Annotated in this window: 25 protein-coding genes; 14 read left to right on the top strand and 11 right to left on the bottom strand. The window is 59.9% G+C overall.

Translation table 11 applies throughout. The annotated features are described in order from the left end of the window. Positions 1-190: 190 nt before the first annotated feature. From CFA77_RS05385 to CFA77_RS05375, 3 genes are read left to right on the top strand one after another with little or no spacing between them, the layout of a single operon-like run. On the top strand, positions 191-1213 hold the full coding sequence (locus CFA77_RS05385) for a glycosyltransferase family 2 protein (RefSeq protein WP_206992568.1): 1023 nt from the start codon (positions 191-193) through the stop codon (positions 1211-1213). 2 nt (positions 1214-1215) lie between these two features. Then, positions 1216-1662, top strand: a complete 447-nt coding sequence (locus tag CFA77_RS05380; RefSeq protein WP_242517496.1) for an NUDIX hydrolase — start codon at positions 1216-1218, stop codon at positions 1660-1662. Between the two features lie 60 nt (positions 1663-1722). Next, a complete protein-coding gene (locus CFA77_RS05375; RefSeq protein WP_206992566.1) occupies positions 1723-2508 on the top strand; it encodes an SDR family NAD(P)-dependent oxidoreductase in 786 nt (261 codons plus the stop codon). 73 nt (positions 2509-2581) lie between these two features. On the opposite strand, the gene CFA77_RS05370 is transcribed toward CFA77_RS05375, so the two are convergent. Continuing rightward, positions 2582-2878: a hypothetical protein gene (locus CFA77_RS05370; RefSeq protein ID WP_206992565.1), complete on the bottom strand. Its 297-nt coding sequence runs from the start codon at positions 2876-2878 to the stop codon at positions 2582-2584. Positions 2879-3296: 418 nt separating this feature from the next. Here CFA77_RS05370 and CFA77_RS05365 point away from each other — a divergent pair, with 418 nt between their 5' ends. Further along, positions 3297-4280, top strand: coding sequence for a nitronate monooxygenase family protein (locus CFA77_RS05365; RefSeq protein WP_206992564.1), 984 nt, complete (start codon positions 3297-3299; stop codon positions 4278-4280). Positions 4281-4336: 56 nt separating this feature from the next. Here the strand turns inward: CFA77_RS05365 and CFA77_RS05360 are convergent, their stop codons facing one another. Both CFA77_RS05360 and CFA77_RS05355 read right to left on the bottom strand, forming a co-directional pair. Continuing rightward, positions 4337-5557: a PQQ-dependent sugar dehydrogenase gene (locus CFA77_RS05360; RefSeq protein WP_206992563.1), complete on the bottom strand. Its 1221-nt coding sequence runs from the start codon at positions 5555-5557 to the stop codon at positions 4337-4339. A 65-nt stretch (positions 5558-5622) separates the two neighbouring features. Then, positions 5623-6612, bottom strand: a complete 990-nt coding sequence (locus CFA77_RS05355) for an NAD(P)-dependent oxidoreductase (protein ID WP_206992562.1) — start codon at positions 6610-6612, stop codon at positions 5623-5625. On the opposite strand from CFA77_RS05355, the gene CFA77_RS05350 reads away from it, so the two are divergent. Beyond that, complete coding sequence (locus CFA77_RS05350; protein WP_242517495.1) at positions 6613-7005, top strand: TIGR02301 family protein; 393 nt, start codon at positions 6613-6615, stop codon at positions 7003-7005. Here the strand turns inward: CFA77_RS05350 and soxR are convergent. Further along, positions 7002-7469: a redox-sensitive transcriptional activator SoxR gene (gene soxR, locus CFA77_RS05345; protein WP_034814093.1), complete on the bottom strand. Its 468-nt coding sequence runs from the start codon at positions 7467-7469 to the stop codon at positions 7002-7004. The two genes, CFA77_RS05350 and soxR, sit on opposite strands and share 4 nt — an antisense overlap. Before the next feature lie 97 nt (positions 7470-7566). Between soxR and CFA77_RS05340 the strand changes: the two genes are divergently transcribed. From CFA77_RS05340 to CFA77_RS05325, 4 genes are all read left to right on the top strand, one after another. Then, entirely contained in the window at positions 7567-7950 is a 384-nt protein-coding gene (locus CFA77_RS05340; RefSeq protein WP_034814406.1) for a VOC family protein, read from the top strand. 134 nt (positions 7951-8084) lie between these two features. Continuing rightward, the gene (locus CFA77_RS05335; protein ID WP_206992560.1) at positions 8085-10073 is read left to right on the top strand and encodes a gamma-glutamyltransferase family protein; all 1989 of its coding nucleotides are present in this window, start codon (positions 8085-8087) and stop codon (positions 10071-10073) included. Between the two features lie 33 nt (positions 10074-10106). Further along, positions 10107-10766, top strand: a complete 660-nt coding sequence (locus CFA77_RS05330; RefSeq protein ID WP_206992559.1) for a uracil-DNA glycosylase — start codon at positions 10107-10109, stop codon at positions 10764-10766. Positions 10767-10829: 63 nt separating this feature from the next. Then, entirely contained in the window at positions 10830-11627 is a 798-nt protein-coding gene (locus CFA77_RS05325; RefSeq protein WP_206992558.1) for a hypothetical protein, read from the top strand. A 10-nt stretch (positions 11628-11637) separates the two neighbouring features. Here CFA77_RS05325 and smpB read toward each other — a convergent pair whose 3' ends face one another. Both smpB and dapA read right to left on the bottom strand, forming a co-directional pair. Next, positions 11638-12117 carry an SsrA-binding protein SmpB gene (gene smpB / locus CFA77_RS05320; protein WP_206992557.1) on the bottom strand — a complete coding sequence of 160 codons (480 nt, stop codon included), beginning with the start codon at positions 12115-12117 and terminating at the stop codon, positions 11638-11640. A gap of 9 nt (positions 12118-12126) precedes the next feature. Next, positions 12127-13008, bottom strand: coding sequence for a 4-hydroxy-tetrahydrodipicolinate synthase (dapA, locus tag CFA77_RS05315; protein WP_206992556.1), 882 nt, complete (start codon positions 13006-13008; stop codon positions 12127-12129). A 102-nt stretch (positions 13009-13110) separates the two neighbouring features. Between dapA and CFA77_RS05310 the strand changes: the two genes are divergently transcribed. Continuing rightward, the gene (locus tag CFA77_RS05310) at positions 13111-15135 is read left to right on the top strand and encodes a lytic transglycosylase domain-containing protein (RefSeq protein ID WP_206992555.1); all 2025 of its coding nucleotides are present in this window, start codon (positions 13111-13113) and stop codon (positions 15133-15135) included. A 3-nt stretch (positions 15136-15138) separates the two neighbouring features. Here CFA77_RS05310 and CFA77_RS05305 read toward each other — a convergent pair whose 3' ends face one another. From CFA77_RS05305 to CFA77_RS05290, 4 genes are all read right to left on the bottom strand, one after another. Continuing rightward, complete coding sequence (locus CFA77_RS05305; protein ID WP_206993176.1) at positions 15139-16686, bottom strand: acetolactate synthase large subunit; 1548 nt, start codon at positions 16684-16686, stop codon at positions 15139-15141. A 67-nt stretch (positions 16687-16753) separates the two neighbouring features. Next, complete coding sequence (locus CFA77_RS05300; RefSeq protein ID WP_206992554.1) at positions 16754-18628, bottom strand: feruloyl-CoA synthase; 1875 nt, start codon at positions 18626-18628, stop codon at positions 16754-16756. A 42-nt stretch (positions 18629-18670) separates the two neighbouring features. Beyond that, entirely contained in the window at positions 18671-19456 is a 786-nt protein-coding gene (locus CFA77_RS05295) for a potassium channel family protein (protein WP_242517493.1), read from the bottom strand. Further along, entirely contained in the window at positions 19453-20787 is a 1335-nt protein-coding gene (locus tag CFA77_RS05290; RefSeq protein ID WP_206992553.1) for a dihydroorotase, read from the bottom strand. The genes CFA77_RS05295 and CFA77_RS05290 overlap by 4 nt, the downstream gene beginning before the upstream one ends. Positions 20788-20895: 108 nt before the next feature. On the opposite strand from CFA77_RS05290, the gene CFA77_RS05285 reads away from it, so the two are divergent. The 4 genes from CFA77_RS05285 (at position 20896) to CFA77_RS05270 (ending at position 23837) form a co-directional block, all read left to right on the top strand. After that, positions 20896-21708, top strand: coding sequence for a folate-binding protein YgfZ (locus CFA77_RS05285; protein WP_206992552.1), 813 nt, complete (start codon positions 20896-20898; stop codon positions 21706-21708). Beyond that, positions 21701-22279 carry a DNA-3-methyladenine glycosylase I gene (locus tag CFA77_RS05280; RefSeq protein ID WP_206992551.1) on the top strand — a complete coding sequence of 193 codons (579 nt, stop codon included), beginning with the start codon at positions 21701-21703 and terminating at the stop codon, positions 22277-22279. Before CFA77_RS05285 ends, CFA77_RS05280 begins: the two co-directional genes overlap by 8 nt. Before the next feature lie 3 nt (positions 22280-22282). Then, entirely contained in the window at positions 22283-22597 is a 315-nt protein-coding gene (locus CFA77_RS05275) for a hypothetical protein (RefSeq protein WP_206992550.1), read from the top strand. 118 nt (positions 22598-22715) lie between these two features. After that, a complete protein-coding gene (locus CFA77_RS05270; RefSeq protein ID WP_206992549.1) occupies positions 22716-23837 on the top strand; it encodes a beta-ketoacyl-ACP synthase III in 1122 nt (373 codons plus the stop codon). Positions 23838-23853: 16 nt separating this feature from the next. On the opposite strand, the gene CFA77_RS05265 is transcribed toward CFA77_RS05270, so the two are convergent. Beyond that, positions 23854-24003 (bottom strand): hypothetical protein, encoded by a 150-nt coding sequence (locus tag CFA77_RS05265; RefSeq protein ID WP_156947865.1) that lies wholly within the window; start codon positions 24001-24003, stop codon positions 23854-23856. Positions 24004-24249 lie beyond the last annotated feature (246 nt).

Here is a 24249-nt window from a genome sequence, read left to right as displayed (position 1 = left end):
TCACTTGAACCGAGATATTACTTTGCCGGTGCGGTCTTAATGAGACCTGACCACAGGCGTAGGATGCCTGTCCGGTCGGCGCCACGTCCGCAAAACAGGAATCTGAGTATTCATGTCGATTTTGGTCGATATTGGCACAGGCCTTGCGATAAAAGCGGGGTAACCAAGCAGGATGAACAGGTGGGCCGCCGTGGCGTATGAGATTCCGCAAAAACCCATGATTTCGGTCATCATGGCGAACTATAATTGCGAGGCATTTCTTGCCAGCGCCATAAGATCCGTCCTGAATCAGACCAATACGGCGCTGGAACTGATCCTTGTGGATGACGGGTCCAGCGACCGGAGCGTCGAGATTGCCCAGGAAATCGCGAAACAGGATGCGCGACTGAGCGTCTTCAGCGGCACGCGTTATGGCGGACCTGCCCCGGTTCGCAACCACGCACTCGAGCAGGCCAAAGGCGATTGGGTCGCCATCGTGGACAGCGATGACTTGATCCGTCCCGACCGGTTGGAGCGCATGCTGACCGCCGCCGAAGACACCGGCGCAGATATCCTGATCGACAATCTTGCCGTGTTCCAGTCCGACGGTCCCGCCAATATCTTCACGATGTTCGAGGGGGATTTGCGGGATCGCCCGGCCAGGATCATGGAGAGCGAATACATCAAGGCGAACATGCTTTATGGACGGGGCAGCAAGCTCGGTTATGCCAAGCCACTGATCCGCCGCAGCGCGCTGGAAGCCAATTCGCTTCGCTATAATGAGACGATGCGGATTGGCGAAGATTACGATCTGATCGTGCGGCTGTTATCGACCGGAGCGCGGATGATGAGCGTGCCGGACGTGATGTATTTCTATCGCAAGCATGGCAATTCCATATCTCACCGGCTTGATGCCGTGGCTCTGGACGCGCTCGAACAGACGGCCGGCGAAGCGCTCCGCCAGCCGACCCCACACGCGGAAGTCACCGCCGCCCATGCCGCTCGCCTGAAGTCGATCCGGCGCGCCGTGATATTCGATCAGATCCTGACCGCACTCAAGCGCAAGAATGTGTTGGGCGCGGCCAAGCTCGTCGGGACAGAGCCATCTGTCATTCCACTGCTGAGGATGCCGCTAATCCATCGAATCCAGCAGCGCACGGGTAACCCGCTCGCACGCTCGGATCAGCATCTCGAGGCCGAATTGGTGAAACTGCGCGCCCTTTGCGAAGCTTGAGCGTGGCAAACGCCAGTTCCAGAAGCGTGGTCCCGGCGGTCGGCACGGTCTGCTTTCGGGGAGACGATGTTCTTCTGATCCAGCGGGGCACCAAACCCTTGCAAGGCGAATGGTCCCTGCCCGGCGGCCGGATTGAAGTGGGCGAGCGCGCGCCGCTTGCGGCGTTGCGCGAGCTCGCCGAAGAGACCGGGATTACCGCACGGCTCGTGGGCTTGGTAGATGTCGTGGACGCGATCTTCACCTCGCGCCAGACCGGCGACGTGACCCGTCACTACCTGTTGTTCGACTATGCTGCGGTTTGGGTATCCGGAAACCCGGTAGCCGGGGACGACGCAGCCCATGCCGAGTGGATCAGTCCTGACAGGCTGTCCACCTTGCCGCTATGGGACGAAACCCGTCGCATCATCGATTCCGCGCGCCATATCGTTCACAGCTCAAACGAAGCTTGACCGCCCCTACGTCACCCGCTTGATCTGCTGCCCAAGCAAAAAAGTCGCGGAGGACACAATATGACATACGCCCCATTCAACTTGGCCGGAAAGGTCTGCGTCATCACTGGCGGCAACAAAGGCATTGGCCTCGGCATGGCCGAAGCGCTCGCTGCCTCCAATGCGGATGTCGTGATCTGGGGACGCAAGGAAGATGACAACGCTGCGGCCCTCAAAAAGCTCGAAGGTCTCGGAACTGGCAAAGCGTCTTCAAAGAAGGTCGACGTGGCCGAGGAAGACCAAATCGTGAAGGCCATGGCCGAAACCGAAGAAGAGTACGGTCGAATCGATACCTGTATCGCCAATGCCGGGATTGGGCGCGGCGCGGCCAATTTCCATGAAATGACTTTGGAAACGTGGCAGTTCAATCAACGCATCAACTCGGAAGGCGCCTTCCTGACCTTGCGCGAGGCCGCCAAATCCATGGTCAAGCGTGCCAAGGCTGGCGATCCAGGTGGCTCCCTGATCGGAACAGCCTCGCTCGCAGCGCTGTCGGGTGCAGCGCGCAATCAGGCATATGGCCATACCAAGGGCGGACTCATCGCCATGATGAATGCCATCGCCGTCGAATATGGCCGCTATCAAATCCGCGCAAATTCCATTCTGCCGGGCTGGATCGCGACCGACATGACAGATGGCGCGCAGGACAGCGACGTTTTCAACAGCAAGGTCATTGCGCGCGTTCCAATCCGTCGTTGGGGCAAGCCGGAGGATTTCGGCGGAATTGCCGTCTATCTGGCGTCTGACGCTTCGAGCTTCCACTCGGGCGATACGCTGCTGGTAGACGGCGCGTACCAGAAATTCTGATCGACCGCCTGGTCTCACAAAAAAAAGGGCTGCCCGAGGGCAGCCCTTTTCAATTCTGGTAAGACCAGACCGATTACTCGGTTGGCTCTTCTTCAAGTTCGTCCGCAGCGTCGTCGACAGCTTCTTCAGCGTCATCCATTGCTTCGTCCATTGCATCGCCTGCATCTTCCGCAGCCGCTTCAATGTCGTCGCCAGCTTCGCTGAGCGCGTCGCCTGCATCGGCAGCAGCTTCGTCCATTGCATCAGCAGCATCATCTGCAGCTTCTTCGATGGATTCAGCAGCCGTCGTATCTTCAGGAGCCGTTGTTTCTTCTGCAGCGCATGCAGCCAGTACAAGCGCAGCGGCACCGATAATCAGGAGTTGTTTCATGCTTTATTCCCCTACTTCAGGTCAAAGATGACCGGGCAGAGGTTTAACATCTGCCGACCACGACGCAAAGATGGTTTCAGCTGAAGGTCTGATGCAGCGCTTTTTGCGCGAACTGCGCCCAAAACAGCGAATTCGCGCTCGAACGGCGCAGATTTGGGCCGATTCGGGCACTTCTTCATCACCTTCCCCCCTAAATATCACCGTCTCCGATTCGCAAGCGAATGGTCTTTCAACCCGCCAATCGCGTTGAAACAGGGTCCGGTTCCGCTTTGCGCCCGAATCACGTGGATAGGTTTGGAGCCAATCAGCGCCCCACTCCCTGCCAAGAACGGCGCTTGGTCAAACAGCCTTGCGTTGACGCAAGGACGGCAAATTACGGTCTTTTCAGAAGAGTTCATAAAGTCAGGGAGACGCCGTCATGGCCATAAAAACCGCACTCACAGAAATGTTGAATACCGAACACCCCATCATGCTCGCGGGCATGGGCGGTGTGTCCTACGCCGAAGTTTGTGCGGCCATGTGCAATGCGGGCGGATACGGCGTGCTCGGCATGGCGGGGACGACCCCGGACTTCATTGAAGGCCAGATGAAGCGCGTGCGCGAACTGACCGACCGGCCCTTCGGCGTGGACTTGCTGGCCGCCAGTCCGGAAAGCCTTGAAGAAAGCGTGGATGTCATCATCAACAATGGTGCCGACAGTTTCATAGCCGGTCTCGGCGTTCCGATGCCGATCATGGAGCGCCTGCAAAAGGCGAATGTGAAAGTCATGGTCGTTGGCGGCGCGGTGAAGCATGCCATCAAGGCCGAACAGGCTGGCTGTGATGCGGTCATCCTGCAGGGCGGCGAAGGCGGCGGGCATACCGGTCTGGTGGGGACGATGCCGTTGGTGGCACAAGCCGTGGAAGCCGTGAACATTCCGGTGATCGCGGCAGGCGGCATTTATGATGGCCGCGGCCTCGCGGCAGCGCTCGCTCTGGGAGCCTGCGGCGTCTGGATGGGTACGCGATTCATCGCCTCGACCGAGGCCCATGCCGCTCAGATGTACAAGGACACGGTCGTCGGCGCGGGCGATACTGATACAACACGCACGCGGTGCTATTCCGGTAAGCCGATGCGTTGCCGCACGAATGACTATATCAATGACTGGGAAACGCGCCCGCAGGACATTCAGCCCTTCCCGCACCAGGCCATCCACTCTACCCGGACAGGCGTAATTGGCGGCATCGGGGGGATTACGGACGAAGCCAAACTCGATGCGGACACCTCCTGCTTCGCCATGGGCCAGTCGGCTGGCGGCGTGAGAGAGGTCAAGCCCGTCGCGGAGATCGTGGCGGACATCATGCGCGATGCCGAATCAGCCATCGACCGGATGGCCAGCCTGCGGACCAAAGCGACCGCATAGAAATCATCACGCCGGAAACATATACAGCCGGGCCTACAGGCCCGGCTGAAATCGTTTTACTTCGCGGCGGCCGGTGTCAGCTTGATCAGGCGGCCACCTTCCTTGTCTTCCAGAACATAGAGCGCGCCGTCTGGTCCTTGCTCGACTTCGCGAATGCGTTTTCCCCATTCATAGCGCTCGGCTTCCCTGGCAACCGGCTCGGTTTGACCATCCTTGGGCGGTTGTCCGAGATTGTCAGTCGGCTCAGTCTCGAAGGAAACGCGGATCAACGCTTGCGAAGACAGCCCTCCGATGAATGCATTGCCCTGCCAATCGGCAAACATCTCTCCATCATAGAATACCAAACCGGCCGGGCTGATGGCTGGGACCCAAGCGATCGCCGGGTCCTCGAAAATCGGATTGCTTTCATGTGTCGGGATCGGCTTGCCGCTATAATGATCGCCCTCAGAAACTTCGGGATAACCGTAATTCTCGGACCGTACGATCAGGTTCAACTCGTCCCCGCCTTTCGGACCCATTTCAACCACCCAGAGGCGCTCTTGCCCGTCAAATGCAATGCCCAGCGGATTGCGATGACCAAGCGTCCATACCTGGTCCGCAACCGCGCCGTTTCCAAAGAAGGGGTTGTCCTCCGGAACAGACCCGTCCTGATTGACACGAACGACCTTGCCCAAATTCATGGCCATATTTTGCGCCGGAGTGAATTTCTGGCGCTCTCCTGAGGCGATGAAGAGATGACCATCCGGTGCGATGGCAAGACGATGGCCGTAATGGCCGTTGCCTTTCACTTTTGGTGTCTGGCGCCAAATCACGTCGCGCCCCTCCAATGTGCCGCCCGTGGCGGTAAGGGTCAGCGTTGCCCGCTCAACGGCTGCTCCGCTCAAACTCTCATCCGTCTCATCGCGTTCAACGTAGGAAATGAAGACGGTGCCGTTCTCAGCGAAGTCCGGGTGGACGATGATGTCCCCCAGACCTCCCTGCCCCATTGCCGTGACCGAAGGGACATTGGCGATTTCGCCCAGTTTCTTGCCCGCGGTATCCAGCAGCCAGAGATCACCATCCTTTTCTGAGACGAGTGCGCGGCCATCCGGCAGGAACGTCATCGCCCAGGCGCTGTCAAAGGTTTCGAGCGGGATAGCGGTGAGCTGCGTGCCGCTTGTGCCAGTGACCGTCATGGCGTCGGGTGCAGTGGCCTCATGATGTTCAGCGGTCGCACAGCCCACAAGCATGATTGCGGCGCTGCCGCTCAGCAAGGAGCGCAGGATGAGTGATGACATGGGAATTCCTCCGGTGGCAGATGTCTGCCAACCGGAACGCCCGACGGCCCAAGCAGTTCCACTGCTCAGTCAGCAAACGTCTCGCGCGGCACCACGTGCTTGAGCGGCTCATTGGCCAGATAGCGCTTGAGATTGTCCAGAAAGGTCTCGTCCGCGCGAATATAGGTCGCCTGGGTCATGGCGCTGTTGTGCGGTGTGATCGCGACTTTGGGATGGCGCCAGAGCGGGTTGTCGCTTGGCAAAGGCTCTTCAGCGGCGACGTCAACTGCGGCGAAGGCCGGGCGCCCCGCATCCAGCGCCGCGACGAGCGCTGCCTCATCCACCAATTGCCCACGGCCAAGATTCATCAGCAGCGCATCCGGGCGCATGGCTGCCAGGAATTCCGCGTCCACCATGCCAACCGTTTCATCTGTCAACGGAACGCTGAGCAGGACCACGTCGGCTTGCTCGAGTTCGCTCTTCACCAGCGCCATCGGCACAATATGATCAGCACCCTCAGCCGGACCAGGCGAGCGCCTTGCGCCAGTCACGTGACCGCCGAGTAGCTGGACCCGCTTGCCGACCGCCGACCCGATGGACCCAAACCCGACAATCAGCCAGCGCGACCCCATCATCTCACGCATCTCGAGCCGGTTCCAGTCAGCCTCGGCCTGTTGTGCGCGATGCTCCGGACCCTTCTTGAAAAAGTCGAAAGACTGCCAGAGCGCCCATTCGGCCATGGCTTCGGACTGCGTGTGGTTGGTACAAAACGTGCGGGAAATCTTGCCAACGGAGATCAGCGCCGGATTGTCGAGCCCAGCCGCGGAGGACTGGAACCAATCTATCCCGCCAGTCTTGAGTACGGCGATCATGAAGTCGCGGGCATGATCCCCGAACCAGACATCCGTATTCCCGAAGACAACATCGGGCCGAATATCGTGAACCACGGTGCCGTCCCCGGCATGGGAGAACAAACCGTCCTCATCCATGACAATGAACTCAATCTCATGTTCAAGGCCCTTGAGCCTTTCACGAATGCGCGCAAAAGTCGTCGCATGAAGCAAACAGGTTTTCATATGCTCCTGCTTAGCGCGGTGATGTTCTGCGGCGCAAGCACAGCGCAATCGGGATTGCCGATTCGTGGACCGGATTATTTCCGCGATGCGACCGATCTCGCAGCCACGCTGGGCGCCGCCCACGCGATCCGCGTAAAGTGCAATGGCCGCGATGACCAGTATTGGCGGCGCTACATGTCCGACATGCTGAAGTACGAAGCGCCCAATCGCGGCGCGGTCCGCAGCTCACTGGTCGACGCCTTCAATGAGGCCTTCACAAGCGCCGGGCGCATCTACCAGACCTGTGACAATCGCGCGGTCGAGGCTGAAGCTGATTTTGCCGTGAAGGGCCAGGAAATCGCCACGCGCATGGCCACCCATTACTTCCCTCAACCCCCAGAGCGCCAAGACTAGGTTTCGGTCGACACCACGCTGACATCCTCAAGCAGGAATCGCGGTCCTGTGCCGAGCCCACGCGCACGATCCTCCGGATTGTAAAGCTGGCATTTTTTCAGGGACAGGCAGCCACAACCGATACAGCCGTCCAGCTTCCGGCGCGTCCGCTCCATCAGCGCGATCCGTTCATCCAGCATGTGCCGGAAGGCCGTACTGATCCGGGTCCAGTCCCGCTTGGTCGGCGTACGCCGCTCCGGCAATGACGACAGGAGCTGGCTGATCTCTTCGATGGTCAGGCCAATCTGCTGGGCGATCAGGATAAAGGACAGGCGACGGATGTCCGAGCGCAGGAAGACACGCTGGCCGCCAGAGGACCGTTCTGGGTGAACCAATCCCCGCCCTTCGTAGAAACGGATCGCCGAGACCGACAGGCCGGTCCGCGCAGCCACATCTCCGATCGCCAAGCCCTTCGGAACTGCCATGAAAGAATCTCCTATTTCACGCTTGACCTCAACTTAAGTTGAGGAATTACGACAGCTTTATCAGAGATTTGATGAAGAAGAAATGGAGTTGAAAACAATGAGTATTGCCAAGTTCGAACATGTGAATGTGACCGTCAGTGATCCAAAGAAGACCGCGTCCATGCTGACCCGTTTGTTTGGCTGGAAAGTGCGCTGGGAAGGGCCATCCAAATATGATGGCTATACGGTGCATGTCGGCACGGATGAGGATTACCTCGCACTGTATGCGCTGCCCCAGCAAGACCGGCCAGATGAGGAAAGCTATTACCGGACCGGCGCCGTCAATCATTTCGGCATCCTGGTGGATGATCTGGACGCGACCGAGCAGAAGATCCTCGCCGCCGGCTATCGCACCCATAGCCACCAGACCTATGACCCAGGCAGCCGGTTCTATTTCCACGACCATGACGACATCGAGTGGGAGGTGGTGAGCTATGCTTGATGGACTGATCCATTCCTATCTCGAAACCGTGGGCCGGGCATGGGAACCGCGCGACGCGTTTGTTCGGCCTCGCTGGGACTCGCTTCTGCCCCAAAGCGCGCTAAGCTCTCGTCAGATGAGAACAGGAGAGGCTGATGAGACCCATTCAGGCAATCGCCGCAACAGCGCTGGCTATCGGATTGTACGCGTGCGCTACACCGCCAGCGCAGGATGAGGCGCAAGTAGACGCCACCGCCAAGGTCACGCAGAAGAAAGTGGTCCGGATATCCATAGAAAAGGATGCCGAAGCCACGCCGCCGGGACCGGGAGACCGGATGATTACCGGACGGGACCTTGGCACGCGCTCTTCTGTGGTGGCCCCGAATGGCGCGGCCGCCACAGCCCATCCCCTCGCCACGCAGACGGCGCTTGATGTGCTGAAAGCCGGCGGATCAGCCGTGGATGCGGCCATTGCCGCAAATGCGATGCTGGGCCTCGTCGAGCCGACCGGAAACGGCATTGGCGGCGATCTGTTCGCGATTGTCTGGGACCCGGAAACCGAGCAGCTCTACGGCTATAATGGCTCCGGCCGCTCGCCCCAGGGCGCAACGCTGGACGACATGCAGGCCAAGGCCGACGAATTCATGCAAGGCGAGGAGATTCCGCCCTTCGGCGCAGCGCCGGTGACTGTGCCCGGCACAGTCGATGGCTGGTACGCACTGCATGGCAAATTCGGCAAGCGGCCGATGAACATGAACCTCGAACCGGCCATTCAGTACGCCCGTGACGGCGCGCCGATCCCGGAAGTCATTGCCTATTATTGGGGCCGCAACGCAACGCGCCTGCAGGAAGCGGCTGACAGCGGCATGCTGGAAGAGTTCGACAATGCGAAGGCGACCTATTTCTCGCCCGCCCCGAAAGAAGGCAGCCTGTTCCGCAATCCGGACCTTGCCGACACGCTGGAGCGGATAGCCTATAAAGGCCGCGACGAATTCTATTCCGGCGAAACCGCCCACATCATGGGCGACTATTTCGAGCGGATCGGCGGATTTCTGCGCTATGAGGATTTCGCCACGCATACGGGCGAATGGGTCGAGCCAATCTGCGTGACCTATCGCGACGACTACAAGGTCTGCGAATTGCCGCCGAACACGCAGGGAATTGCGGCGCTACAGATGTTACAAATGCTGGAACGGTTTGACCTGCGCGGCATGGGCTTCGGGTCGGCGGACTCAATCATGGCGCAAGTGGAAGCGAAGCGGTTGGCATTCGAAGATCGCGCGCGGGGGTATGCGGATCCCGCCTTTAGCGGTGTTGATCCAGACCTGTTTATTGATAAGCGCTACACTAGTTATCGCTCTCAACAAATCGACATCACCAAACCCACAAGTTTTGCAGGACAATCGGGGCGTGGATTCCGAATTTCATCTGAGGGGAAACCGCTCTTGCCGATAGCTAGTGATATAATTCTTGAGGCAGACAAAAAACTCCAAGACGGCGACACGACCTACCTAACCGTTACGGACAAGGACGGCATGATGGTGTCCCTTATCCAGTCGAACTATCGCGGCATGGGCACGGGGCTCGTTGCGGATGGCCTCGGCTTCATGTTCCAGGACCGGGGCCAGTTGTTCAGCCTCGACCCGGCCCATCCAAACGTCTTCGAGCCCGGCAAGCGGCCCTTCCATACGATCATCCCTGCTTTCGCCTTCAAGAAGGACATGCCGGGCTGCCAGGTGCGGGCCGTGCCAATCGAACAGGCCTGCCCGTTCGAGCCCTGGCTCAGCTTCGGCCTGATGGGCGGCGGCATGCAGCCGCAGGGCCATGTGCAAGTCATCCTGAACCTCGTCGATTTCGACATGGGGCTTCAGGAGGCGGGCGATGCCGCGCGTTGGGAACATGTTGGCGGCTGCGAGCCGACGGATGATCTTGATGGCGATGCCTGTGAAACCGATATGGGCGTCGTGCATCTGGAGAGCGGCATCCCGCCTGAAACCCGCGCCGTACTGGAAGCGCGCGGCCATGCGGTGGAGTGCTGCAAGGCCAATGCGGGCGGCTATCAGGCGATCATGCGCGACTTCGAAACCGGCGCCTGGATCGCCGCCACCGAAATGCGCAAGGATGGCAGCGCGGATGGGTACTAGCCGTCTCGCTCCTCTCCCACTAGGGAGAGGGGCATGACGACGAAATTTGCACCTGAAGCGCCCGCCAATTGCCCCCTCTGTCCACGCCTTGTGGCGTATCGGGAAGAGGTCGCCGTGAAAGAGCCGGACTGGTTCAATGGCGCGGTGCCGAGCTTCGGGCCGGAGGATGCCGAATTGCTGATCATCGGCCTCGCGCCCGGCGTGACGGGGGCCAACCGGACGGGCCGGCCGTTTACCGGCGACTGGGCCGGAGACCTGCTCTATGCGACCATCGACAAGTTCGGCTTTTCCACCGGCACCTATGATGCGCGGCCGGATGACGGGCTGAAGCTGAAGCGCGCCATGATCACCAATGCCGTGCGCTGTGTGCCGCCACAGAACAAGCCGGTCGGCGCCGAGATCAATCAGTGCCGTCCCTTCCTCGCCGCGCGCATTGCGGCGCTGCCGAAGCTGAAGGCAATGATCTGCCTCGGCAAGATTTCCCACGATTCCACGGTGCGGACGCTGGGCCTGAAGCTGAAGGATCATCCCTTCGGCCACGGCACGCATTATGATGTGGCGTTCGAAGGTCGGCCACTCGCGCTGATCTCATCCTATCATTGCAGCCGCTACAACACGAATACCGGCCGCCTGACGGCGGAGATGTTCGAGGACGTGTTCGCGATGGCGAAGGGTGTGACCGATCCGGCCTAAGGGAGTTGCCATCGCCGAAATTTCCGTTTATCGATAATATTGTTATTCGATAAGGATCGCCCGATGCCTAGATATGCCGCTCCGCTGCTCACATGCGTTTTCGCATTGGTTTTTCTCGGCACCGGTGTCGCGCATGCCGCAAAGCTCGAAGTTGACCCGGACGCGCCCCTATGGATCAAGGTCGCCACGGATGCCTTGCTCTATGCCCATATTGGTGGCGGCGCGGTGGGGCTCGTATCCGGCGTCGCAGCGATTGCAGCGCGTAAAGGCCGGGCCTTGCACCGCCTTGCAGGGAAAGTCTTCTTCGTTTCGATGTTCGTCACCTATCTGATCGGCGCGGGCGTTGCGCCGTTCCTTGAGGAGGGCCAACGACCGAACTTCGTGGCCGGTATTCTGGCCCTGTACCTGCTCATCACAGCTTTGATCACAGTTCGCCAGCGCGGGCCTGTCCGGGTCAATTGGCGGCATTATACAGGACTGGCGACAGCGCTCGGCATCACACTGATGGGTGTGGGATTCATGTATATGGGCGCGAACAGCCCAAGCGGCACCGTGGATGGTTCGCCGCCTCAAGCCTTCATCCTGTTCATTGTAGCTGGCAGCTTCGCCGCGTTTGGCGAACTGAACGTGATCCTACGACAGGCGCTGTCCTACACGGCGCGCATCTCCCGCCACCTCTGGCGCATGTGCTTCTCGATGTTCATCGCATCCGGCTCACTTTTTCTGGGGCAGCCGCAAGTGTTTCCCGAAGGCTTCAACCAGACCGCCTGGCCCTTCCTGCTGGCCTTTGCCCCCTTGATCGCCCTGATTGTCTGGCAGGGTCTTTTGAGGCTTCGCGGCGGGAAATTGCGCGCCGCCTGAGCGGCAGTGCTCACCCCTCCTTCAGAATCCGCGCCTTCTGGCGTTGCCAGTCTCGCTTTGCTTCGACGTCACGCTTGTCATGGCTCTTGCGGCCGGTGGCGAGACCGATGAGAATCTTGGCCATACCACGCTCATTGAAATAGAGTTTCAACGGCACAATCGTGCGACCGGCCCGCTCAACCGATTGCGAGAGCTTGGCCAGTTCCCGTTTTGACACGAGCAGCTTCCGCTTGCGCTTTGGCTCATGATTGAACCGGTTGGCGGCGTTGTAGATCGGGATATCCGCATTGATCAGGTAGAGACCGCCATCTTCCGGGCTGACATAGGCTTCAGCGATATTGGCTTTGCCCTGACGCAGGGATTTTACCTCTGAGCCGACCAGCATGATGCCGGCCTCCAGCGTGTCCTCGACCGCATAATCGCGGCGGGAGCGGCGGTTCTCCGCGACCAGCCCATCCGAGCGGCCCTTGGTCTGGTTTTTCTTCGACATGGCCCTGATTTAGGCGCTCAGGCCCGCAAGCGCCATGGCCTGATCTATTTCAGCCCGTTTTTCTGCAGATGGGCTGGTGATCGGCAGGCGCACCTCGTCAGTGCAGAAGCCGAGCCGGAACAGGGCATATTTCGCCGGTCCGGGCGATGGCGAGCAGAACATGGCCTTGTGCAGCGCAATCAGCTTGCGCTCTATCGCGCGGGCCTCATCGAGATCTCCGGCGCGGAAAGCCGTGTGCATGGCGGCGCAGGCTTCCGGCATGACGTTCGCGGTCACCGAAATGCAACCCATACCCCCCATGGCAAGGTGGCCGAGCGCGCTCGGGTCATCGCCCGACAGCTGAACAAATTGGGTGCCTTCAGGGATCGACGCGGCATGCTGACTAACGCGGTCCATATCGCCGGTCGCATCCTTGATGCCGACAATGTTCGGCAATTGGGCGAGGCGTGCGACGGTATCCGGTGCAAGATCGACCACGGTGCGGCCCGGCACATTGTAAAGCAGGACCGGAAGCGCAACCGAGTCGTTGATCGCGCGGAAATGGGCCTCAAGGCCTTCCTGGTTGGGATTGTTGTAATAGGGGCAAACCACCAGCGCGGCGTCAGCGCCGACGGCCTTGGCGTGCTCGACCAGTTCGATCGCCTCGTCTGTGGCATTGGCCCCGGCCCCTGCAATGACGGGCACGCGACCTTTGGTAATTTCAACACAAAGCGTTACGACATCCTTATGCTCTTGGGTGGAGAGTGTGGACGTCTCGCCTGTTGTGCCGACCGGCACGAGCGCGCTGGAACCGCCAACAATCTGGCGCTCTACCAGCGCCGCAAAAGCGTCCCGGTCAATGGCACCATTCCTGAAAGGTGTGACGAGAGCTGGGATTGAGCCATGGAACATCGTAAATTTGCCGCGATTCAGGTGTTGTTTGTCTTGATCGAGTATGAATCGCCAATGCCTTCTCACGCTTTGGCCAAGAAATAAACTCTGCAGAGACGTTTCATGATGCGACCCGTTGCCATTTTTGCCTCTCTTGCCGTGCTGTCTCAGGCGGCTGCCGCCGCTGGCGTGCCGGAATCCCCGAGTCTGAAACCCGACCGACCCTATACGTCTTCCGTAACGGATGCCCGCAATGCGGAAATCCTGCACAAGGCACTCCGCGCGGCTGACCGCTATGACTGGCCGACTGTGGCACATCTGCAGACTCAGGCCTCTGATGCCGACGTGCGAAACCTCATTATGTGGATCCGGGCCAGCCGCGGCGTTCCGGGCATGAATTTCTCGGAAGTCTCGTTCGCGCTGGACAAGCTGCAAGACTGGCCGAAAACGACCTCCATGCGCCGCCGCGCCGAAGAGATTATCGGCGAATCGTCTTTCAGCCATAAGGAACGCATCGACTGGCTGACCGAGTCGGGTCCGATTACCGGAGCTGGCAAGATCGCGCTGGCCGATAGCTGGCGTGCGATTGGTGAACCCGGCAAGGCGCTGGAAGCCGTGCGCGACGCCTGGCACAATAATTCCCTCGAACGCGACGTCGAGCGCGAAGTCCTGTCCACTTATGGCAAACAGCTGACTCAGGATGATCACCGCGCCCGTGTCGAGTTCCTGCTATGGACCAACCAGCGCACGGCTGCATCGAAGCTCAAATACCTGCTCACGTCTGACTATCGTAAACTGGTCGACGCCCGCATCGCGCTCGCTGCGCGGTCGCGCAATGTCGATGCATTGGTCGATGCCGTCCCCGCCAACTTGCAGGACAATCCCGGCCTGCTTTACGAGCGCGCCAAATGGCGCCGCCAGAAACTGCGCAACCAGGATGTGGCGACCCCTCTGCTGACGGGCATCGACGGGAATGACATTCCGGAAGCTGGCCGCTCGCGCCTGTGGGACGAACGCAACATCGCCATCCGGACAGACCTGAAGGACGGCAACTGGAGCCGCGCCTACCAGCTGGCCTCACCGCATGGCATGGAAAGCGGCGGCGACTTCGCCGAGGCCGAATGGGTGTCGGGCTGGATCGCCCTGCGCCTGAAGAATGATGCGGATCGCAGCCTGCAGCATTTCGAGACCATGTCTGACGGCGTCTCAACACCGATCAGCCTTGCACGCGGCAAGTATTGGGCCGGTCGCGCCCGCGATGCGCTTGGCCAACCGGATGCCGCACGAACAGACTACACGGCAGCAGCTGAGCACAAGTTCACCTATTACGGACAACTTGCCGCCGAGCGTCTGGACGACAAGAAGCTCGCCTTCCCGAAGACCTCAGAGCCGACTGCAGAAGAGATTTCGGCCTTCGAGGACAAGCCAATGGTTCAGGCCCTGCGCCTGCTTGGCGAGAGCGGTGAGGAACGCCTGTTCCGTGAATTCGCCTATCACATGGACGACCTGCTTGAGACCGAGTCCGAATATCTGCTGCTCGCCCGCATTGCTACGGAGTATCAGGTGCCGGATGTCGGGGTTCGTGGTGCCAAGGCCGGTCTTGCCAAAGGCATTGTCTCTACCGATGCCGCCTACCCGGTGGTTGCATATCCGCTTCTGCGCGAGCCACAGGTAGAGCGGCCGCTAATGCTGGCCCTGTCTCGGCAGGAAAGCGAAATGAACCCGAACGCGATCAGCCATGTTGGCGCACGCGGCCTGATGCAATTCATGCCGGCCACCGCTCGTAACGAAGCGCGGCTACGCGGCCTGCCTTACCGCACTTCCTGGCTGACCGATGATCCGGGCTATAACATGACCCTAGGCGGCCAGCATCTGGACACGCTGCTCTCGCGGTTCAATGGCAGCTACATCATGACAGCCGCCGCCTATAATGCCGGGCCTAGCCGACCGCGCCAGTGGATCCAGGACTATGGCGATCCCCGCACTGGTCAGGTCGATCCGATTGACTGGGTGGAATTCATTCCCTTCTCGGAAACCCGCAATTACGTCCAACGCGTCCTTGAGAACACTCAGGTCTACCGTCACCGCCTCAGCGGAGAGCCGATTGATATCGAGATTGAGGAAGATCTCGACCGAGGGCGGGAATAGGACCTACCGCGCCGGAACGTGCGCTGCAATGAGCTGAGGCCCGTCCGCAGCAAACGCCCGCTCAAGCGCAAGATCGAACTCTTCCGCATTCGTGGCGTTGACTGCGGGTACACCCTGCGCCTCTGACAGCTTCACCCAATCGATCTCCGGATGGCCGAGGCCAAGCAGTTCCTGCGCGGCAGGCCCCGGATTGCCGGCGCCTGTCCGCGCCAGTTCTATATTCAGGATACGGTAGGAATGGTTGACGAAGACCACGTTGACCACGTTCGCGCCTTCGCGCGCCATGCTCCAAAGTGCCTGATTGGTATACATGCCCGCACCGTCGCCGGTGATGCAGAGCGTCTTGCGGTCAGGCGCAGCGAGCGATGCGCCGAGTGCCAGAGGCATGCCCTGCCCGATCGCACCGCCGGTCAGCATCATCCAGTCATGCGGTCGGGCGCGCTGGGTCATCAGGAAGCTAGGCAGGCCATTGGAGACGCCATCATCCGAGACGAAACTGCCTTCCGGCATGTGGCGGGCAATGGATGCGCCAATCGTAGCAGCATTGAGAGCGCCTGTCGGTGCAGCGGGCAGGTCCAGCTCAGCCACTGGCGCGGCTTCCTTCGCACCGAGCGCATCTGCGAGCGCCTCAAGGATCGCGGCGCTGTCGGTCTCCGGTCCGCCAATCTTCATCGGTGTACATCCTTCCGGCACAAGCACGCTCGGCTTGCCGGGATAGGCGAAGAAGGCCACCGGCACCTGCGTACCTGCGATCAGCATCAGGTCCGAGCCTTCAAGGTCCGACATGGCGCCTTCCGCGAAGTATTGCATCCGGTCTGGAACGAACCGCCCCGCACCACGCGCCTGTCGCGGGAAGAACGTGTCGGTCAATACGCGAACGCCTGCGGCTTTCACGCGCGCCGCCTGCGCGAGGCCCGCTTCGGTCAGTGCAGTGCCATTGATGATAATGATCGGCTTGCTGGCAGATTTGACTGCGGCTGCGGCGACATCGATCGCAATCGGGTCAGGCTTGCGCAGGGATGGCCGGGCGCGCGTTGCGCCGGGCTTCCCGCCTTCCAGCCAGGCGGTGTCGGCGGGAAGGATCAGAGACACCGGACCAGGTTCGGGTCCAAAGCTCGCCTCCCATGCCTGCGCGGCCAGGTCGCCGGCTTGCCCGACCTTGTCGGCGGATTTGATCCAGCGCGAATTCGGCCCCGCCATGCCGATGACGTCAGAGGCCAGCGGCGCGTCATAGCGCTGGTGCGGCACGGCATGGTCCCCGATCACATTGATCATAGGCGTCCAGGCCCGGCGGGCATTGTGAATGTTTGCGCCGCCATTGAGATATCCCGCACCGAGATGCAGCAACGTCATGGCCGGCGTTCCGGTCACGCGCGCATGGCCGTCGGCGGCGCCCGTCGCAACGCCCTCGAACAGGCAGAGCGTCGACTTGATGCGCGGCTCATGATCGAGCGCGGTGACAAGGTGCATTTCTGATGTACCGGGATTGGCGAAGCACGCCGTCACGCCATGATCGGCCAGCGTGGATACGAGCGCTTCGGCGCCGGTCATGGACTGGGTTGGCTGGTCTATCATCCGGATTCCCTTTGAGATTCTTGTTCGTGTTCGGTGTCGTGCGCTACAGGATGAGCAAATTCGCTGGCGTCTCGCTAGATTCGGCAAACAGCGTGTCGACCTGATCCTGCCTGAGGTCCTGCGTGCGCGATTGGTTGATGTAGCCCTTCTCGGTAATCTCACCATTGTCTGCCAACGGAGGATAAGTCTGAAGCAACACTCGCGCGACGCGAGCGGAAACATTCGGATGCGTCTTGTTGTGCAGGGCGATTCCTTCGCGAATTTTCTCATGTATGGCTGGGTGCGCGACCAATTGGTCAAGAGGCAAATCCTCCCCAACCAGCCGGCGGCACCACGCCTCATTCAGGAAACCCAGGAGACGGACATCATTCTTGTTTAGGCCGCAGACGACGGCATCTGATAGCGCACCACCCGTCGCAGCCACGGCCTGCACGCGCACGGTACCTGCCGAAACCCAAGTCCCGTTGGCGAGCTTGAACTCTTCGGCCGTGCGTCCATCAAAAGCGAGCCCCCGTTCGGGATTGTCGGGATCGACGAATTTCACCGCGTCGCCGAGCTTGTAGAAGCCTTCCTCGTCGAAAGCTTCAGCGGTCTTGGCTTCGTTGCGGAAATAGCCGGGCGTAACATTTACCCCTTTAACCCGCAGCTCCATCTTTTCGGCATTCGGCACCATCTTGAACGTGTTGCCTGGCAGCGGCAGGCCGATCAGGCCCATCCGGTCATTCGGCCAATGCACATTCGAGGCAGTTGGGGCGGTCTCAGTTGCGCCATAGCCTGCCGACAATGATATCCGTTCGCCAGTGATGCGCACGGCGACCGCCTGAATGCGCTCATAGATATCCTGCCCCATGGACGCGCCACCATAGGCCATGCAAACGAGCCGCTTGAAGAATACCTCAGCCAACTGATCATCGCGCTCAAGCTCGGTCGCGAGCGCGGCCCATGCCGCCGGCACGGTCGTGTGCTGGGTGGTGGAGACCTCTTTCAGGTTGCGCAACATTTCCGGAAGTCGTGCCGGCGTCGGCGCGCCCTGGTCGATGTAGAGCGTGCCGCCCCAATCCAGCATGTTGTGCAGGATCGAATGCGCGCCATAAGTATGGCTCCATGGCAGGAAATTGCACATCACCTGCGTGCCGCCCGTGAGTTCATCCAGACGATCTTCATCCCAGATCGAGCGGATCATCCTGGCATTGGAGGCGACCATGCCGTGGAGATTGATGACCGCCTTGGGTTCACCTGTGGACCCAGACGTCATCATGTATTTTGCCACTGTGTCCGGCGTGAGACGGGCATAGGCTTCATCCACCGCCGAAGTCGACGACCGCATGAATTGTTCGAAACGTACCGCCTCGTAACGCTCGGGCGCGTTGCCGCTATAAATGACGAGGCGACCTTCGAGACCCAGCCCATCCAGCGCGCGCTGATAGTCCGTCCCATCCTCGACATAGATGAATTTCGGCTGGGTCAGGCCATCAATATACTTGAGGCGGCCAAGGTCTTCGCTGAGCAGCGCATAGGCCGGTGTGACGGGCACGGCCGGGCTGCCCGCCCACATGGCGGCATACATGATCAGGGCATTGGCAATGGAGTTCTTCGACAGGATCATCAGCGGCGCGTCCGGTCCGGCGCCGGCGTCGAGGAAGCCTTGCGCGAGCCGGCGCACGGTATCGAGTCCCACCGCATACGTGATCGTGTTCCAGCCTTCGGCACCCGGATTTTCCGGATCGCGCTCGGCGAGCCATACTGTGTCCGGCCGATGCTCGGCCCAATGGACAAGCGCTGCAAGCATATGTGGCGGGCAAGCTTTCAGAGGCTGGCCGTTGTCGAGGTAGATCGTGCCGTCGGGTCGCCGATCGATCTCCAGCTTTAGCGGCAGATAGGGTACTTCCCTAAAGGGCAGGTCCGACGTGTCAGGCATGGTGTGCGCGTTTCTTCCCGTGTATTTTTTGTTCTTTCCGGCTCATTCAAAGCCGCTTGTGGGAATATGGATCACTTCTCCGCAGTGCTTGCAATGCACGGCATCGCGTTCGTGAAGCCGCAGGCCGCATTCCTCGCATTCCTGTTCCACCTTGTCGCGCGGCTCGATAATGGTGCGAATGAGCTGCAGGAAGAGGGTCAAACCCAGCACCATCACTATTATCGACAGAAGTCGTCCGCCAGGACCAACCATCAGAACATCGCCATAGCCAGTTGTGGTCAGGCTCGTGACCGTGAAATAGAGCGCGTCTATATAGGTGCGGATGCCGTCATTGATGCCGACCTGGGTCGAATAGACGACCGCAGCCATGATGAAGACGAACACAGCCAGGTTGGTCACCTTATCGATGATCCGCTCATGCCGCTGAAAGAAGGGGGTGATCACCTTCACCCGCTTGATAAAGGTGAACGCGCGAATGGCTCTGACCGCACGGAGCACGCGCAGGAAGGCGAAATTCGAAACCAGCAGCGGCGCAAACATGGTGATCACGACGACAAGATCCGCAATATTGATGGGCCGGACCACGAAATTCCAGCGGTGCCGCGCGATATAGAACCGCGCCAACAGGTCGGCGAGGATCACACTTCCAATCACGTAATCGACAGCGATATGCGTGCGGTCCCGCTGGTCAAAGGGCGCCCAGAGGAAATAGCCGATGGTAACGAAATCGAACGCCAGCATGGCCCAGCGAAACAGGAACGGCCATTTGCCTGTACCTTCATACAGCCAGAATAAAGCCCGGTTCAGCCCCTTGCGTTCGTGCTTCAACCGGCAGGCTCCAGCGTTTCGTTGAAGCGGACCGGCTGACCACCGCCCTTTTTCACGATCTCGCCGTCGCGCATGACGAAGCCGCCGCGGATAATGGTCGCCACCGGCCAGCCGGTTGCTTCGAAGCCATCATAGGGCGTCCAGCCACACTTAGACTTCGACCAGTCTTCCGTGATGGTCTCCTTGCGTTTGAGGTCCACCACCGTGAAGTCAGCATGATAGCCTTCGGCAATGCGGCCCTTGTCGGCGAGGCCGAAGACCCGTTGCGGCCCGGCGCTGGTCAGTTCGACAAAGCGCTGAAGGCTAAGCTTGCCATTGTTTACATGGGTCAGCATGACCGGCACCATCGTCTGCACACCCGGCATGCCCGACGGCGACGCGGGATAGGGCCGCTCCTTTTCCTCGCGCGTATGCGGGGCGTGGTCCGTGGCCAGCACGTCAACAATACCCGCATTCAGCGCGCGCCACAGCGCATCCTGATGGCGCTGTTCGCGCACAGGCGGGTTCTGCTGGGCAAAGCCCTTGAGGCGTTCATAACAATCCGGGGCCGCGAGGGTGAGGTGATTGGGCAGCACTTCGACACTGGCCAGATCCTTTGCATCGCGCAGCAGCTCCATCTCTTCGGCGGTCGAGATATGCAGCACATGGATGCGCTTGCCGGTCTTGCGAGCGAGACGCAGCAGGCGTCGAGTCGAACTGACGGCCGCCTCGACATCGCGCACAACAATATGGCTCTGCCAGTCACCGGGCACGGCCAGGCCGCGCCGTTCTTCGAGGCGGTATTCGTCTTCGGAGTGGAAGGCCGCGCGGCGCTTGATTGCGCGCAGAACAGCTTCGACACCTTCATCATCCTTGATCAGGAGGTCGCCTGTAGAGGCGCCCATGAAGACTTTCACGCCACAGCAGCCGAGCATCTTTTCCATCTCGGGCAACAAGTCGATATTCTCGTGCGTCGCGCCCGCATAGAACGCATGGTCGGTATCCATGCGCCCCTTGGCGCGGGCCAGCTTGTCGGTCAGGGCCTCGGGCGTGGTCGTTGAGGGATTGGTGTTTGGCATCTCAAACACGGCAACGACGCCGCCAAGCGCGGCCGAGCGCGCTTCTGTTTCTAGGTCGGCCTTGTACTCCAGACCCGGCTCACGGAAGTGGACCTGGCTGTCGATGACGCCCGGCAGGATGTGCAAGCCGGCCGCATCATAAATCTCCCCGGCATCCACGCCGGTCAGATCGCCAATATGCGCAATACGCTCGCCGATCACGCCGACATCGGTTTGGGTCATGCCGCCGGGAGAAACGACGGTGCCGCCTTTAAGGATCAGATCATAGGTCATGACAGATGGGGTGTGACTCCGGAGGGGCTAAGTCAAGGGTGGTTTTTCGGTACAGGCAAATGGCGTCGCTCCCTTGAGGTGGGTCAAAACCATACTTACAAGAGGTAGATGAAACGCATTCTTCCAAACCGCGACATTATCCGCCTGACCGGACCGGACATGCTGCACCTGCTTGGGCGCACCGTGACCCATTCGGTCGACAACTGGCAGACTGGAGAAATGCGCTATGGCGCGCTGCTGACGCCGCAAGGCAAGGTGATCGCGGATTATCTCGCCATGCTGGCGCTCGAAAACATCTATATCGACGTCCATGCCGACGCCGCCGATGACCTGGAGAAGCGCCTGAAAATGTTCAGGATGCGCAATGACGTCGCAATTGACCGGCTCACCGAGGATGTCGTGACAGAAGGCAGCTGGATCGACATCCGCTCCCCCCAACTGCCGCATCGCGCGATTACACCTGTTGGCGTCTCCGGCATCGAAATGCCGGCCCAGGAATGGCATGCCGCACGGATCGCGGCGGGCGTGCCGGAATGGGGCGCGGACTATCGAGGATCAGAGGTTTTCCCGACCGATATCAACATGGATATGATGAACGGCATCGACTACAAGAAAGGCTGTTTCGTCGGTCAGGAAGTGGCGAGCCGCATGAAGCGCAAGGGCAAAATTCGCAAGCGCACGGTGAAAGTCACTGGCGACGCGCTGGAAGCCGGCATGGATATTCTCGCGGACGCCCCAATCGGCACCGTGACCAGCGTGGCTGGATCTGCCGGCCTTGCCCTCATCCGCACCGACCGACTGGCCAAAGCCGAACAGGATGGCAAATCATTCACTTGCAACGGCGCGGCCGTCACCTTTGACTTGACCGAATGGCAACGCGCCGAAGTCGACGCGCATCTGGCGGAACCAGCCCATGACTGAAACCTTTCCCTGCGCATGGGCCCCGCTTACCGACGAGCTATATCGAAACTACCACGATACCGAATGGGGTGTGCCTGAAAGGGATGGCCGCGCGCTCTGGGAAAAACTTCAACTGGACGGCATGCAGGCCGGGCTCGCCTGGATCACCATCCTCCGCAAGCGGGACAGCATTCGCGAAGAGTTCGATAACTTCGATCCGGAAAAGATTGCCCGCTGGACACCTGCCCGCGCCGCGAAGGCGCTGACAAACCCCGGCATCATCCGCAGCCCAAAAAAGGTCGAAGCCGTGATTGGCAATGCCCAGGCCTATCTCGCCATGGAAGAGGCAGGGGAAGGTTTTTCCGACTATTGCTGGCGCGTCGTGGGCGGAACGCCAACCATCAATAAATGGAAGCATTTCCGGGACGCACCAACCCAAACCAGTTGGTCAGCTGCAATGTCAAAAGACCTCAAGAAACGCGGGTTCAAATTTGTTGGCCCCACAATCGTCTACGCATGGGCGCAGGCGGTTGGCATGGTCAATGACCATGATGTAGCCTGCCCCCGACACATCGCCGTCCAGGAGACCTGATTCATGAAAGCCAGTTTGATTGCCGCTGCCCTCATCGCGCTGCCGACGCTGGTCGCGTGCGCAACTTCCTCAATCGATCAGACCAATCGAGCGGAAGCCTGGAGTCGGTGCCGCACAGCCCCCAACCCGGAAACCCGCGATCGATGCATTGAGACGGAAATGGCTCTGATGACGGCGCGACAGGAACGCGAAGCTGCGTCTCGCGCCGAAAGACGCAAGGCAGCTGAAGAAAGTCAGGCCATCCACGAGGCCCAGGGCATTTCGCGGGAAGACGCGCGTCAAACCTCGGATTCCGGACTGCGCCTGCCGGACGAGTGAACAGCCACCGGCTCTTGCCAAACCCGGCATCTCGTCCAACACTGTCGGACAAGCTAAACCTTTGTAGACTCAAACAGAATTGGTCCGCACTTCGGCGGTTCTGGAATAGAGGGCAGGAATGAATACACCCGTGATTTCGGCGACAGGTCTCTGGACGCCGCCCAACTCGATTTCCAATGAAGAATTGGTTCACAGCTACAATGTATGGGCTGACAACTGGAACCGGGAACGCGCGGCAGATATCAGCGCGGGATTGATCGAGCCGAAAACCCATTCATCGGTAGAGTTCATCCAGAAGGCATCCGGCATCAAATCGCGCTTCGTGATCGACAAGGCCGGCATCCTGGATCCTGACATCATGGCACCGCGCATTGCCGAACGTCCGAATGATCGCATTTCCGTATTGGCCGAGATTGCGGTAAATGCCGCGCGCGATGCGCTGGAGCGTTCGGGCCGCAAAGCCGAAGACGTTGACGCCGTTATCTGCGCCGCGTCCAACATGCAGCGCGCCTATCCCGCCATGGCGGTCGAAGTGCAGGACGCATTGGGGTGTGGCGGCTTTGCCTTTGACATGAATGTGGCGTGCTCGTCGGCCACATTCGGCATTCAGACCGCAGCTGACTTCATTCGGTCCGGTAGCGCAAAATCCGTGCTGGTGGTGAATCCGGAAATCTGTTCCGGCCACCTGAATTTCACGGATCGCGACAGCCATTTCATCTTTGGCGACGTGGCCACAGCTATCCTTGTCGAGGAAGAGAGCATTGCACCGGTCGGCCATTGGAAGATTCTTGGCACCAAACTGAAGACCCAGTTCTCGAACAATATCCGCAACAATTTCGGGTTCCTGAACCGCGCCGCGCCAGAAGGCATCGACGCGCCGGACAAGCTGTTCGTTCAGGAAGGCCGCAAAGTGTTCAAGGAAGTCGTGCCGATGGTGGCGAACATGATCGCGTCGCAGATGGAAGAACTGGACATCAAGCCGGAAGGCCTGCGCCGCATGTGGCTGCATCAGGCAAATGCCAATATGAATCGCCTGATCTCGTCCAAGGTGCTGGGGCGCGAAGCGACGGAGGACGAAAGCCCCACCGTGCTCGACACATATGCGAACACCTCATCGGCAGGCTCTATCATTGCATTCCACAAGAATTCCGGCGACTTCAAGCATGGCCAGCGCGGGCTGATCTGCTCGTTTGGTGCTGGCTATTCTGCCGGAACGGTATTTGTTGAGAAAGCCGCTTGAGCGACCAAGACCTGAACTAGTCGTCCAGATCGTCCATGAACATGTCGCCCCAAAGGATTTCCTTGCTGGCACGGACCGCTTCTACAACGACGATGCTACACGCAATCAGCAATACGCCGAACGCAATGGCTTGGGTAGATACAACAGTCGTCAAAGAATCCAGCATGGTCACCTCTTGTTTGGGTCGGCCGCGAATTCGTGAACGCAGCCCTTGTTTACATCCCCCTTTTGCCCGAAACGCCTTAACAGCGCATTTGCCAATCAGGGCGAAAAAGGGACGAGTTCGTAACCGGAATGCCCTCGTTTCTTTACCCCTATTACAAATGGCTTAAAGAAGGGGGTGATGACGTCTCGAGTGAAGCATTCTGTTAAGGCCCCACGAGTCTGGCAACGCATGTTGTCCGGCCGCCGA

This window comes from Hyphomonas sp. KY3, assembly GCF_017309975.1.
Lineage (GTDB): Bacteria > Pseudomonadota > Alphaproteobacteria > Caulobacterales > Hyphomonadaceae > Hyphomonas.
The sequence above is the reverse complement of the archived record's forward strand: the minus strand, read 5'-3'. Positions and strand labels throughout refer to the sequence as shown.

Excerpts from the sequence above, each read along its gene's own strand:
- CFA77_RS05300 (WP_206992554.1), bottom strand. The coding sequence starts at position 18,628 with ATGCCTGACACGTCGGACCTGCCCTTTAGGGAAGTACCCTATCTGCCG.
- CFA77_RS05310 (WP_206992555.1), top strand. The coding sequence starts at position 13,111 with ATGATGCGACCCGTTGCCATTTTTGCCTCTCTTGCCGTGCTGTCTCAG.
- CFA77_RS05265 (WP_156947865.1), bottom strand. The coding sequence starts at position 24,003 with ATGCTGGATTCTTTGACGACTGTTGTATCTACCCAAGCCATTGCGTTC.
- CFA77_RS05335 (WP_206992560.1), top strand. The coding sequence starts at position 8,085 with ATGAGACCCATTCAGGCAATCGCCGCAACAGCGCTGGCTATCGGATTG.
- CFA77_RS05325 (WP_206992558.1), top strand. The coding sequence starts at position 10,830 with ATGCCTAGATATGCCGCTCCGCTGCTCACATGCGTTTTCGCATTGGTT.
- CFA77_RS05275 (WP_206992550.1), top strand. The coding sequence starts at position 22,283 with ATGAAAGCCAGTTTGATTGCCGCTGCCCTCATCGCGCTGCCGACGCTG.
- CFA77_RS05365 (WP_206992564.1), top strand. The coding sequence starts at position 3,297 with ATGGCCATAAAAACCGCACTCACAGAAATGTTGAATACCGAACACCCC.
- CFA77_RS05360 (WP_206992563.1), bottom strand. The coding sequence starts at position 5,557 with ATGTCATCACTCATCCTGCGCTCCTTGCTGAGCGGCAGCGCCGCAATC.
- CFA77_RS05305 (WP_206993176.1), bottom strand. The coding sequence starts at position 16,686 with ATGACCGGCGCCGAAGCGCTCGTATCCACGCTGGCCGATCATGGCGTG.
- CFA77_RS05270 (WP_206992549.1), top strand. The coding sequence starts at position 22,716 with ATGAATACACCCGTGATTTCGGCGACAGGTCTCTGGACGCCGCCCAAC.
- CFA77_RS05280 (WP_206992551.1), top strand. The coding sequence starts at position 21,701 with ATGACTGAAACCTTTCCCTGCGCATGGGCCCCGCTTACCGACGAGCTA.
- CFA77_RS05355 (WP_206992562.1), bottom strand. The coding sequence starts at position 6,612 with ATGAAAACCTGTTTGCTTCATGCGACGACTTTTGCGCGCATTCGTGAA.
- CFA77_RS05330 (WP_206992559.1), top strand. The coding sequence starts at position 10,107 with ATGACGACGAAATTTGCACCTGAAGCGCCCGCCAATTGCCCCCTCTGT.
- smpB (WP_206992557.1), bottom strand. The coding sequence starts at position 12,117 with ATGTCGAAGAAAAACCAGACCAAGGGCCGCTCGGATGGGCTGGTCGCG.
- CFA77_RS05370 (WP_206992565.1), bottom strand. The coding sequence starts at position 2,878 with ATGAAACAACTCCTGATTATCGGTGCCGCTGCGCTTGTACTGGCTGCA.
- CFA77_RS05290 (WP_206992553.1), bottom strand. The coding sequence starts at position 20,787 with ATGACCTATGATCTGATCCTTAAAGGCGGCACCGTCGTTTCTCCCGGC.
- CFA77_RS05375 (WP_206992566.1), top strand. The coding sequence starts at position 1,723 with ATGACATACGCCCCATTCAACTTGGCCGGAAAGGTCTGCGTCATCACT.
- CFA77_RS05340 (WP_034814406.1), top strand. The coding sequence starts at position 7,567 with ATGAGTATTGCCAAGTTCGAACATGTGAATGTGACCGTCAGTGATCCA.
- CFA77_RS05285 (WP_206992552.1), top strand. The coding sequence starts at position 20,896 with ATGAAACGCATTCTTCCAAACCGCGACATTATCCGCCTGACCGGACCG.
- CFA77_RS05350 (WP_242517495.1), top strand. The coding sequence starts at position 6,613 with ATGCTCCTGCTTAGCGCGGTGATGTTCTGCGGCGCAAGCACAGCGCAA.
- dapA (WP_206992556.1), bottom strand. The coding sequence starts at position 13,008 with ATGTTCCATGGCTCAATCCCAGCTCTCGTCACACCTTTCAGGAATGGT.
- soxR (WP_034814093.1), bottom strand. The coding sequence starts at position 7,469 with ATGGCAGTTCCGAAGGGCTTGGCGATCGGAGATGTGGCTGCGCGGACC.